An 11,644-nucleotide genomic window follows, 5' to 3' on the forward strand; every position below is an offset into this window, starting at 1 on the left:
GCATTTGACTTGAACGGTCCTGGGAGCGAGCGGAATGCCTGGGAGCTGGTCGGGTGTTGTCTGGACTCATGACCGTTCCGAACATCACCCTGAACGACGGCAAGACCATCCCGCAGCTCGGCTTCGGCGTCTTCCAGATCGACCCCGCGTCGACCAAGGAAGCGACGCTCACAGCGCTCGAGGTCGGCTACCGCCACATCGACACCGCCGAGATGTACGGCAACGAGAAGGAGGTCGGCGAGGCCATCGCGTCGTCCGGCATCCCGCGTGACGAGATCTTCGTCACCTCGAAGCTCAACAACGGCTTCCACGACCCTTCGGCAGCTGCCGAGAACGGCAAGAAGTCAGCTGACCTGCTCGGCGGCTACACCGACCTGTTCCTCATCCACTGGCCGCTGCCCACCGTCTCGGACTTCGTGCCGACGTGGAAGGCGCTCGAGGAGCTCTACGCCGCTGGCACCTCCCGCTCGATCGGCGTCAGCAACTTCCAGGCCCACCACCTGCGCCGCCTGCGTGCCGAGACGGACGTCCCGCCGGCCGTGAACCAGATCGAGGTGCACCCGTACCTGACCCAGGACGAGCTCCGCGCCGTGAACAACGAGCTCGGCATCGCGACCGAGGCCTGGTCCCCGATCGCCCAGGGCCTCGTGCTCGACGACGAGACCATCACCCGCATCGCCGGCGCCACGGGCAAGAGCCCGGCGCAGGTCGTGCTCCGCTGGCACATCCAACGCGGCGACATCGTGTTCCCGAAGTCGGTCACGCGTGCCCGCGTCGAGGAGAACTTCGCGATCTTCGACTTCGAGCTCTCCGACGAGGACATGACGGACATCACGACTCTCGACAAGGGCCACCGAACGGGTCCGGACCCGGACACGTTCGACTACGTCCCGGCCTGATCGCTCGGAACACACGACGAAGCCGCCCGGGGAGACCCGGGCGGCTTCGTCGTCTCCGTCGCGTCCGGAGTCGTACCGGTGTGGATCAGGCGTCGGCGTCCGGGCCCACCTCGAGTCGGCGACGTCGAAGCGTCAGGAGCACGCCACCGGCGGCCGCGAGCCCCAGGCCGAGGACCGCTGCGACGAGCACCCCGTCGGAGCCCGTCCACGCGAGCCGGTCCGGTCCGCCGGACGACGGTCCGCCGACGGTCGACGCGTTCTGGGGACCGTCCCCGGGCCCAGCGGCGGAACCGGCACCCGGTACCGCGGTCGGATCGGCCGTCGGCCCCGCGGTCGGCGCCGTGGTCGGATCCGGCGTGGGTTCCGCCGTCGGCTCCGGCGTGGGCCCCGGCGTCGGGTCGACCGCACCGGCCTCGATCTCCACCCGGAGCTCGGCGGACGCGACCTGCCCGGCGTTCGACGTGATCTCGTACCGCACCGGCGACGCGACCCCGCTGAAGCCGCCCTCGGGCGTGAACGTCACCCGCCCGGCGTCGTCCACGACGTACGTGCCCTCGCCCGGAACGCGCAGCTGTTTGCCGTCGTCGGACAGCTCCGCACCGTCGAATCCCTCGTCGGTGAGCCGCAGCGAGCCGAGGTCGGCACCGCTGCCGTCGAGCGCGTCGTTCCCCACGACGTCCACGACCACTGGTTCACCCTGCTGTCCGGTCGCAGCGTCATCCGAGGCGACGGCGTCCGGCAGCACGACGTCGAACGCGATCGTGTCCGTGTTGTTCGTCAGGTCGACGTCGCTCACCGAGCCGTCCCGCGCGACCGCGGCCCGCCCTTCGTCGAACCGGCCGGTGGTGAAGTCGGTGACACTCTCCACCGGCGCCGAGTACGTCCCGCTCCTCGTGGTCGCCGGCACGGTCCCGCGGGCCAGCAACTCGATCTGCCCTCCGGGCGGCGCCGTCCAGTCGGTCGCCACGACTCCTGCGCCCTGATCGGCACCGCACGACGCGCCGCCCGTGGCCTCGCACGACCAGGTGACGTCCTCGAGCGGGAGCGCATCGATCAGTGCCGTCGTCCGCGCCACTGCGTCGGTGGGCCCACCGATCGTGGCCGGCCCGTCGTTGACCGATCGGACGCGGAACGACACGTCGTCGCCTGAGGTCACCGGCCCCTCGGTGTCCACTGACGCCGTGGTCACGACGTCGGTCGGCTGTGTGGCCCGCACGTTGCGGATCTCGTGGAACTCGGCCCGCCCGCCGGTCGACGCGCTGAACCCGAAGCGCATCTGGCCAGGCAACGCCGTCGCCGGCAGGTCGGTCGAGATCAGGTGGTGCAGCTCCGCCGGCTCCGAGCCGACGGGGGTGGCGTCCGACATCGTGACGATGGCCGTGATGCCACCGGCGTCCCGGGGCACGACGTCGACCTTCACGTGCCGGTAGGTCGCCGTCTCGGCGTCGACGCCGCGGTCCTCGAGGAACCCGTCGCCGCGGTTGCCCGTCGTCGCCAGCACGGGGTAGCACTCAGCCTCGGCCCCGCGGACGGTGACGGCGTTCTGGATGAACTCCGGCAGCGCGAAGTTGCCGAACCGGTCGAACCCGACGCCGACGACACCGCCGTCCAGTCCTGCCGAGCAGGCGGACTTGCCGTCGAAGTAGCCGAGTCCGCCGCCCACGGGGCCGATGGAGTCGAGCGGCATCGCGGCGTCCTGCAGGAAGAACCCGATGCCGTCGGCGTACCCGGTGTCGGTGGGGCTCCACATCCGCTGGTCGAACTCGACGGTCAGTCCGTTGCTCGAGTCGTACGGCACCTCGTTGTACACCGCCGAGGCCATGTACTTGGCGTTGTCGGTCATCCGCAGCCACTTGCCCGCCGAGCCGTTCTCGACGATCGCGGCCTGCTGGTCGTTCGAGGCGATGCGAGCCCAACCCGACGGCATCGTGGTGCCGACGGGCAGGTCCACGAACGGATCGTGGACCGGGAACGGGTCGACGGCGTGGGCCGGTGGTGCATCTGCGACGACGCCCGCGCCGGCGACGAGCGCGCCCAGGGCGACCATCGGGACCAGCGCGACGGTGACGGCCGCGCGGGACGGACGGGCACGAGGCGGACGGGCCGGCGGTGGAAGAGCACGGGTGGAGCGAGTGTGCATGGGAGTCCTCTCTGACGGTGCAGGAGACGACTGTGCACGGGTCGCGGAGTGGTCCGCAAGTATTATCCGTACGATATTCCGCGTTCGGTATGGCGGGCCTCAGTGCGGGGCAGCGACCGACGCCGTGACCGTGAACTTCGGGGTGCGCAGGACTTGCCGCGTCGGCCCGACCAGGCGCTCCAGTACCGGCCGGTAGCGCAGGTGCCCGTTCCACACGCACCACAGTTCGCCGCCGGGCTGCAGGACGGTGGCCGCGTTCCGGAACATCGCCTCGGCCGCGTCGGTGGTCACCGTGGTGTCCGCGTGGAACGGGGGGTTGCAGAGCACGAGCTGGGCGGACCCGACGGCGAGCTCGTCCCCGGCGTCGGTGCGCAGTGCCGTCACCCGGTCAGCGACGCCGTTCGCCTCGGCGGTCGCCCGTGTGGACGCCACCGCGATCCGGGACACATCGGTCGCGATCACCTTGACGTTCGGCCGCCGCAGTGCGATCGCCGCGGCGATGACACCGTTGCCGGACCCGAGGTCGACGACGGTCCGCGCGGTCGGCACCGCGGCGTCCATCGCCTCGAGCAGCACCCGGGTGCCCTGGTCGAGCGAGGTACCGGCGAACACCCCGCCGTGCGCGACGAGCGTCATGCCGAGGTCGTCGACGTGCACCGATCTGGGCCAGGGATTGGTCGCGGCCGCACGGTTCGCCTGGGCACGCAACGGGTCTTGCGCGATGAGCAGGCGCGACTTCCCCCGCCCCCGCGAAGCCGTGACCTCGCCGAACGAGCGGCGCAGCACGTCGTTCTGCGACAGGTTCATGTACTTGACGTTGCCGCCGCACAGCAGCACGACGTCGGGAGCGGCGAACCGCGCGACGGCCCGGGCGATCTCGTCGAGGCGGTCGTGTGACTTCGACAGCCGCAGCACGACGAGCCGGACGTCGCGGAAGGCGTCTTCGAGCGAGTCCGGGTGGTGGAATCCGCGCAGACCGAACGTGCCAGCGTTGGCCTCGAGCGCGCGTTCCCCGACGAGCGAGTCCTGCACGACGCGGATGTCCGATGCGCCGTACTGCGTGATGAGCCCGAGGGTCAGGACTCCAAGACGGTCATCGACGACCGCCACCTCGCCGGGCTGCCGCAGGGCGTCCCCGTGCACGTGCGGCGCCTCGTCGATCAGGAACCGGTCGGTGCCGTCGATCGCGATGAGGTCCGGGGCGGTGTCGTCGCGGCGGCGGAAGAGGTCGGCGAAGTCTGGCACCGCGTCAGCGTACCCATCCCTCGACGGCGGACCTCGCAGCGGCGCGGACGACCGCGTCCAGTTCACGCGGACCAGCGTGCGACTGCACGTCGCCGCCCGAGCTCCACGACGGCAGGTCGGTCCGGGGGCGCTCCTCGTTGCAGAGGACTCAGCCGGTGGTGCCCTCCGCACGCAGCTCCAGCGACGAGTCGCCCGCGACCGCGTCGGCCGGGACACGGACGACCGGCTTCCAGCGAAGCGTCGAACCCGGGGGCATCGAGAACCCCGAACCCGTCTGCAGCGTGAACCGCATCGTCGTGCCGCCGTCGGCGAGCGTCCCGCCCCGCAGCACGAGGTTCGCGCTCGTCCGCCAGTCCTCGCCCGGCTTCCGGTACATGCCGGCGAGCGTCGACTGCCCGGGTGCGAAGGTCGTGCCGTCCGGACTGGTCAGCGTGATCGCCCCGGTGATCGTCGAGATCTGGGCGTGGACCTGCAACCCGGCCTCGACCTCGACGTCGGCGCCGCGGGTCAGGGCGGTCTTCGGGCCCTGCAGTCCGGACAGGGACTGCCACCCCGGGATCGCCTCGGGCGCGGTCAGGTGCAGTTTGCCGTCCGCGATCCGGAACGCCTGGGGCGCGCTCGAGTCCGAGATGAGCGAGTCGGAACGGTACGCGGCGAGGAGCGTCGGTTGCGCGTGCAGGACGAGCACGAACTCGCCGTCCGCGTACGGGCGGTCCCGGAAGGTCTCGTCGAGGACCTTGCCCGTCTGGTTGCCCTGCACCGTGCCCGTGGCGAGTACCGTGCCGTCCGCCGCGAAGTGCGTGACGGTCAGGTAGGCGTTCGATCCCCAGGACCAGTGCGCGTCGTAGGACGTGACCGCCCGCCACCGGAGTTCCTCGTTCCGCTGATCGAGCCACAGGTCGCCGACGACGCGGTTCGACGCCCCGCGCAGCACGATCGAGTCCCCGCCGACGGCCGCAGTCCTGACGACGATCGTGTCCTCGGCGCCGGTGTCGCTCCGGAGCCGCACGAGGAGCCGTCCGGTGTCGGTACCGACGGCATCGGCGACCGCTGCGGCGTCCACGGCGGTCGCGCTCCCTCGGCCGCTCGCGGTCCCGAGCCCGGTGACCGTCGGCGCGGCGACCACGTGCTCGCCGACTGGCACGGGCGACACTGCTCCGGTGACCACGCCGACCGGCGGGTCGTAGTCGGGGACGAGTCGTTCCACGATGCGGTGTCGTGAGTCGACGTTGTCCCAGATGGGCTCCCGCAGGTCGGGGAGCGCACCGATGACGGCGCGGGTCGCGTCCGACATCGGGAACCCGAGCTGGTCGTAGAACGGCGCGAGGTCACGGTCGGCCACCCGCGAGGCGACCTCGACGAAGATCGCATGCTTGTCGTCGATGGTCAGGGCGTTCACGTTCGTCTTCGCCGCCTCGGCACGCAGCGCCGCGAAGAACCTCGGCAGGTAGCCGTCGCCGAACGCGCGGCGCAGCTGTTCCCATGCCAGGAGCCGGACCCGGTCGTGGGCGCCTTCCCAGTCCCGGTCCGCGATCGGTGTGGTGAAGTACCGCTCGAGGAGCGGGATGCTCTCGTCCCACCGGCTCCCGAACCCGAGTCCGTCCTGCACGGCGAGCGCGGACAGGTTGGTGATGGTCTCCGCGGTACCCGGGAAGATGTTGATCGGTGCTTCGTAGGTGTGGCCGATCTCGTGCCACAGCCCCCACAGCCCACTCAACGGAAGCCGGAAGAGATCGGCGGCAGCACCGGTGCCGGTCTGGAACATGATGCGCGCGTTGCTCGCGTTGGCGTACCCGGCACCGGAGTCGGGTGAAGCGATGTGGATCCGGTGCGGGTACTTGTGCGAGGTCCCGACGGCACGCTCGTCGAGGCCGTACGTCTCGTTCGTGAGCTCGATCACCCGGTCCCAGTTCGCGGTGCGCTCCGCGAGGTCGGCACCGGCGATGGCCGTGCCGGTCTTCGGCTTCTGGAAGTCGCCGAACATCCGGTCCGACACCACCTCGACGAACGGTGCATCGGCGAACCGCCGGAGGTCCGCTGCGAACGAGTCGGCGGTCGACTGGCCCCGGACGTAGGTCGGGACGGCAACACCACCGGCGATCGTGACCGTCGCTTCCCCGGTGTCCGCCGCGCTGACCATCGAGACCATCCCGTCGTGCGGAGCCGTGACACGGTTCACGCCAGCGGTCAGTCGCGTCTGCTGGTACCCGACATCGGCGCCCGAGTTGTGCGCCGCGTACGGGCCGATCAGCCCGATGGCGACGTCCATCGCCGGCGCACCGGTCGGTACCGACACGGTGACGACGTCGCCGGCGGCGACGAACCGTCCGGCAGGCTGCAGATCACTGTGCCGGAACCGCCGTCCCTCTGCTGTGGCCGCGGCCGCCGCATCACCGATGCCGTGCACCAGGACGCTCGTCGCGTCGCCGTTCGCCGAGTGCTCGATCACCGTCTCGTGGACGTCGACTCCGCCGGTTGCCGCTGCGGCGACCCCGCCACCGATGGCGAGTGCCGTGACGACGAGGACAGCGGGGAGGGCAGGAAACAATCGCATGCAGATATTTTACATGCGGTATGGCGATTCGGGAAGGGTCAGCGCGGCCCGCGGTACAGCACGATCTGCGTGTTCCGCTGCGGCCGCGCACCGGCCCGCAGCGACACCGCGGCACCCGTCGTCGTCGCCGCGAACACGCGCGCGCCGGGCCGGTTGATGAGCTGGTCCGCCAGCGCGGTCTCGAGCTCGCGCACCCGGTCGCGCAGGTCCTTGTTCTCGTTCTCAAGGTCGAGCACGCGCCGGATCCCCTCCAGCGACACCCCCTCGGAGCCGAGGCGCGCGATCTCGCGCAGCTGCGCGACGTCGCGCATCGAGTAGCGGCGGGAACCGCCGCGGGTACGGCCGGGTACGACCAGGCCGAGCCGGTCGTACTGCCGCAGCGTCTGCGGGTGCATCTCGGAGAGCTCCGCGGCGACCGCGATCGCGAAGACGGGCGAGTTCTCGTCCATGTCGGTCATGGCGTGTTCCTTCCGTCGTTCGCGTGGATTGAAAACCAGCCTGGAGGCTCGGTGCGGCTTCCTGACGGAGCCGCGCCGTTCCTCCAGGCCGGGTCTACTGCTGTGGTTGCGTGACGCTAGTCACGCGCCTTGGCGAGGATGTCCTCGCGCGGGTTCTCGTCGGGCAGGGTCGCCGCGAGTGCCTCGACGGCCTCGCGCTGCTTGTCCGACAGGTGCGACGGCACCGCGACCTGGACGGTCGCGAGCAGGTCGCCCGTGCCGTTCTTCGTCGCGACGCCACGGCCCTTGACGCGCAGGACGCGACCCGACGGCGTGCCCGGAGCGACCTTCAGCTTGACGGGCGAACCGCCGAGCGTCGGGACCTCGATCGTCGCGCCGAGGGCTGCCTCGACGAACGTCACGGGGACGTCCACGCGGAGGTTCAGCCCGTCGCGCTCGAAGACGGGGTGCTTGCGGACCGTGACGGCGACCACCAGGTCGCCGGCCTCGCCGCCGTCGGGCGAGGGTTCACCACGACCGCGGAGCCGGATCTTCTGGCCGTCCGCGACCCCCGCCGGGATGCGGACGTTCACCGGGCGACCGTTGCCCTGCGACAGCTTGACGGTGTCGCCGGCGATCGCCGTGGTGAAGTCGAGCGTGGTCGACGCCGTGACGTCGCGACCCTTCGTCGGTCCACCGAAGCCGCGGTAGCCGCCGGAGGTCTGGCCGAAGCCACCACCGCCGCCGAACATCCCGCCGAGGATGTCCTCGAAGCCGCCGGCACCGCCCGGGCCACCCTGGCCGAAACGGACGCGCTGTCCGCCTCCGCCCTGCTGCTGCCCGAACATCCCGCCGAAGACGTCCTCGAAGCCACCGCCCTGGCCTCCGCCGCCCGCCGTGAAGCGGGCGCCGGAGCCCATGGCACGGACCTGGTCGTACTCCTGGCGCTGCTCCTTGTCGGAGAGCACCGAGTAGGCCTCGCTGATCTCCTTGAAGCGGTTCTCCGCCGCGGCGTCACCCGGGTTGGAGTCCGGGTGGAACTGCCGCGCGAGCTTCCGGTAGGTCTTCTTCAGCTCGGCCTCCGACGCGTCCTTCGACACTCCGAGGACCTTGTAGAAGTCCTTGTCGAACCAGTCCTGACTGGCCACTGGTACCTACCTTCCGTTCCGGCTCAGGCCGGGACCGCCACCGCGACCTTGGCCGCTCGCAGGACGCGCTCACCGAGCTTGTAGCCCGGCTCGACGACGTCCGCCACGGTCTGGCCGGTGGCACCCGGGGTCGGGAGCTGGACGATCGCCTCGTGGATGTTCGGGTCGAAGGCTTCACCCTTCTCGCCGATCTGCACGAGCTTGAACTTGTCGAAGCCCCCGCGGATCTTCTGGCCGATGACCTGCATCGGACCCTCGGCGAGGTCACCGTGGGCCTCGGCCCGGGTGAGGTCGTCGAGTGCCGGCAGCAGGGCCCGCACCACTTCGGCGATGGCGACCTCGCGGTTGGCCTCGCGGTCGCGCTCGACGCGCTTCCGGAAGTTCACCAGCTCGGCCTGCGCACGGAGCATGTCCGCGCGCATCTCGGCGACGAGGTCGCGGTCCGTGTCGGACAGCTTGTCCTCCTGGATACCGCGGGCGGCGTCGTCGAGCAGGGCCTGGTCTTCCGGGGAGAGGTCGTTCGCCGCGTCCGTTGCCGGACCGCCGGCGGCGGGGCCGTCGGTCGGTACTTCGACGTCGGGCCCCTCCGCCTCGATGAGGTCCTCGGGCTCGGCCGCGTTCGTGGCGTCGCCCTCGACCTGGGGTTCGTCTTCGTTGGGCGCGTTGCCCTTGGGGTCCGTCATCGTTACTTCTTGTCCTTGTCGTCCTCGTCGTCCACGACCTCGGCGTCGACGATGTCCTCGTCGTCCGCCGGCTGCTCACCCGCGGGCTGCTCGCCACCGGGTGCGCCGGCTGCTGCGTCCTGCTGGGAGTAGATGGCCTGGCCGAGCTTGCCCTGCGACTCGTTGAGCTTGTCGAATGCCGTCTTCACGGCGTCCTCGTCCTCGCCCGCGAGCGCCGACTTGAGCGCGTCGACGTCGGCCTGCACCTCGGACTTGACGTCCTCGGGGAGCTTGTCGTCGTTCTCCTTGATGAGCTTCTCGATCGAGTAGACGAGCTGCTCGGCCTGGTTGCGACGCTCGTTGGCCTCGCGACGGGCCTTGTCCTCGGCCGCGTGCTCCTCGGCTTCGCGGACCATGCGCTCGATGTCCTCCTTCGGCAGCGACGAGCCGCCGGAGATGACCATCGACTGCTCCTTGCCGGTGCCCTTGTCCTTGGCGGACACGTGCACGATGCCGTTGGCGTCGATGTCGAAGGTGACCTCGACCTGTGGGACGCCACGGGGAGCCGGCGCGATGCCGGTGAGCTCGAACGTGCCGAGCGGCTTGTTGTCGCGGGTGAACTCGCGCTCGCCCTGGAAGACCTGGATCGCGACCGACGGCTGGTTGTCGTCAGCGGTCGTGAAGGTCTCGCTCCGCTTGGTCGGGATCGCGGTGTTGCGGTCGATGAGCTTCGTCATCAGGCCGCCCTTGGTCTCGATGCCGAGCGACAGCGGCGTGACGTCGATGAGCAGGACGTCCTTGCGCTCACCCTTCAGCACACCGGCCTGCAGTGCCGCGCCGACGGCGACGACCTCGTCCGGGTTGACGCCCTGGTTCGGGGACTTGCCACCGGTGAGCTGCTTGACGACCTCGGCCACGGCGGGCATGCGGGTCGAGCCACCGACGAGCACCACGTGCGCGATGTCGTTGACCGAGACACCGGCTTCCTTGATGACGTCGTTGAACGGCTTCTTGGTGCGGTCGAGCAGGTCGGAGGTCATCTGCTCGAACTGTGCGCGCGAGATGGTCTCGTCGAGGTTGAGCGGGCCCTCGGCCGTGAGCGTCAGGTACGGCAGCTGGATGTTCGCCGACATCTGCGACGACAGCTCCTTCTTGGCCTGCTCAGCGGCTTCCTTCAGGCGCTGCTTGGCGATCTTGTCCGTGGACAGGTCGACGCCGTGCTCGTCCTTGAACTTCTTGATCAGGTAGTCGACGATGCGCTGGTCCCAGTCGTCACCACCGAGGCGGTTGTCACCGGAGGTCGCACGGACCTGGATCGTCGAGAAGTCGTCGTCCTTGCCCACCTCGAGCAGGGAGACGTCGAACGTGCCGCCGCCGAGGTCGAAGACCAGGATGAGCTCGTCTTCCTTGCCCTTGTCGAGGCCGTAGGCCAGCGCAGCAGCGGTCGGCTCGTTGATGATGCGGAGGACGTTCAGGCCGGCGATCTCGCCGGCGTCCTTCGTGGCCTGGCGCTCGGCGTCGTTGAAGTACGCCGGCACGGTGATGACCGCGTCGGTGACGTCTTCACCGAGGTACTGCTCGGCGTCGCGCTTGAGCTTGCCGAGGGTACGGGCCGAGATCTCCTGCGGCGTGTACTTCTTGCCGTCGATCTCGGTGGTCCAGTCGGTGCCGACGTGACGCTTGACCGACGCGATGGTGCGGTCGACGTTCGTCACGGCCTGGCGCTTGGCGGTCTCGCCGACCAGGACCTCGCCGTCCTTGGTGAAGGCGACGATCGACGGCGTGGTGCGGAGGCCCTCGGCGTTCGCGATGACGGTGGGCTCGCCACCCTCGAGAACGCTGACGACCGAGTTGGTGGTTCCGAGGTCGATGCCTACTGCACGTCCCATGTGTGGTGCTCCTTCTTGCTCGAGGTAAGTCGTTGGACTTGCGTCCGATGGACTCAACTCTACTCAGGACACGGTCGGCGTCAACTCCGGGAGGCTGAAGTTGCGTCGATCCCACTCAACTCTCAGCCAGCAGTCGCGCCATACAATGTCTCGTATGCCATGTGTAATGTGATATTCTCGGCTTGCAGGCCAACCGAGAGGTCCTGGGCTGCGATCCTCCACCGTGCCGCGGATCCCCGGCGGCCCTCCCCGAAAGAACGTCACATGTCTCGAAAGAAGAGGGCAACGGCCCTCAAGTCCGTCGGCGCAGCAGGACTCGCCGCAGCCACGCTCGTCTCCGGCTTGTCCTTCGGCCCGGCCGCCTCCGCCTCCATCAGTCCACTTGCGGAGGACCGGCTTGTTGGGAAGTTCATCCAGTTCAGCCATCCGACTTCGGCTGCGCGAAACTACAATGCCGCCTTGCCACCCACCCGTGCCGGTCAGGAGGCGAGCACGAACGCAGCCTCGACTGCCGCTGCGCTGCAGAGCTCGGCGGCAACATTGGAAATTCCAGGCTGGAACTCTTTCGGAGCCGTGCGAGAACTGAGCAGCGGTCTCTGCCTTCAGTCTGCAGGGACTAGTCAGCATGCAATGACCTGGGAAACTTGCGATCCAGAAAGGGTCGCGCAAC

At 69.6% G+C, this 11,644-nt stretch carries 8 protein-coding genes; 1 reads left to right on the forward strand and 7 read right to left on the reverse strand.

Features of this window, described 5'->3' with window-relative positions; all coding sequences use genetic code 11:
* Nucleotides 1–68: 68 nt before the first annotated feature.
* A complete protein-coding gene (locus EDF33_RS17440; protein ID WP_131847077.1) occupies nucleotides 69–899 on the forward strand; it encodes an aldo/keto reductase in 831 nt (276 codons plus the stop codon).
* Nucleotides 900–984: 85 nt separating this feature from the next.
* Here EDF33_RS17440 and EDF33_RS17445 read toward each other — a convergent pair whose 3' ends face one another.
* The 7 genes from EDF33_RS17445 to dnaK form a co-directional block, all read right to left on the reverse strand.
* Nucleotides 985–3,039 (reverse strand): hypothetical protein, encoded by a 2,055-nt coding sequence (locus EDF33_RS17445; protein ID WP_132100714.1) that lies wholly within the window; start codon nucleotides 3,037–3,039, stop codon nucleotides 985–987.
* Between the two features lie 99 nt (nucleotides 3,040–3,138).
* The gene (locus EDF33_RS17450) at nucleotides 3,139–4,284 is read right to left on the reverse strand and encodes a class I SAM-dependent methyltransferase (RefSeq protein WP_131921352.1); all 1,146 of its coding nucleotides are present in this window, start codon (nucleotides 4,282–4,284) and stop codon (nucleotides 3,139–3,141) included.
* 148 nt (nucleotides 4,285–4,432) lie between these two features.
* Nucleotides 4,433–6,838, reverse strand: a complete 2,406-nt coding sequence (locus EDF33_RS17455; RefSeq protein WP_132100715.1) for a M60 family metallopeptidase — start codon at nucleotides 6,836–6,838, stop codon at nucleotides 4,433–4,435.
* Between the two features lie 38 nt (nucleotides 6,839–6,876).
* Complete coding sequence (locus EDF33_RS17460; RefSeq protein ID WP_123293837.1) at nucleotides 6,877–7,287, reverse strand: MerR family transcriptional regulator; 411 nt, start codon at nucleotides 7,285–7,287, stop codon at nucleotides 6,877–6,879.
* Between the two features lie 125 nt (nucleotides 7,288–7,412).
* On the reverse strand, nucleotides 7,413–8,423 hold the full coding sequence (locus EDF33_RS17465; RefSeq protein WP_132100716.1) for a DnaJ C-terminal domain-containing protein: 1,011 nt from the start codon (nucleotides 8,421–8,423) through the stop codon (nucleotides 7,413–7,415).
* Nucleotides 8,424–8,446: 23 nt separating this feature from the next.
* Complete coding sequence (locus EDF33_RS17470; protein ID WP_131921354.1) at nucleotides 8,447–9,106, reverse strand: nucleotide exchange factor GrpE; 660 nt, start codon at nucleotides 9,104–9,106, stop codon at nucleotides 8,447–8,449.
* A 2-nt stretch (nucleotides 9,107–9,108) separates the two neighbouring features.
* Nucleotides 9,109–10,974 carry a molecular chaperone DnaK gene (dnaK, locus tag EDF33_RS17475; protein ID WP_131847083.1) on the reverse strand — a complete coding sequence of 622 codons (1,866 nt, stop codon included), beginning with the start codon at nucleotides 10,972–10,974 and terminating at the stop codon, nucleotides 9,109–9,111.
* Nucleotides 10,975–11,644: the final 670 nt, after the last annotated feature.

The organism is Curtobacterium sp. PhB146, from assembly GCF_004342995.1.
In the GTDB taxonomy this organism is placed as follows: domain Bacteria; phylum Actinomycetota; class Actinomycetes; order Actinomycetales; family Microbacteriaceae; genus Curtobacterium.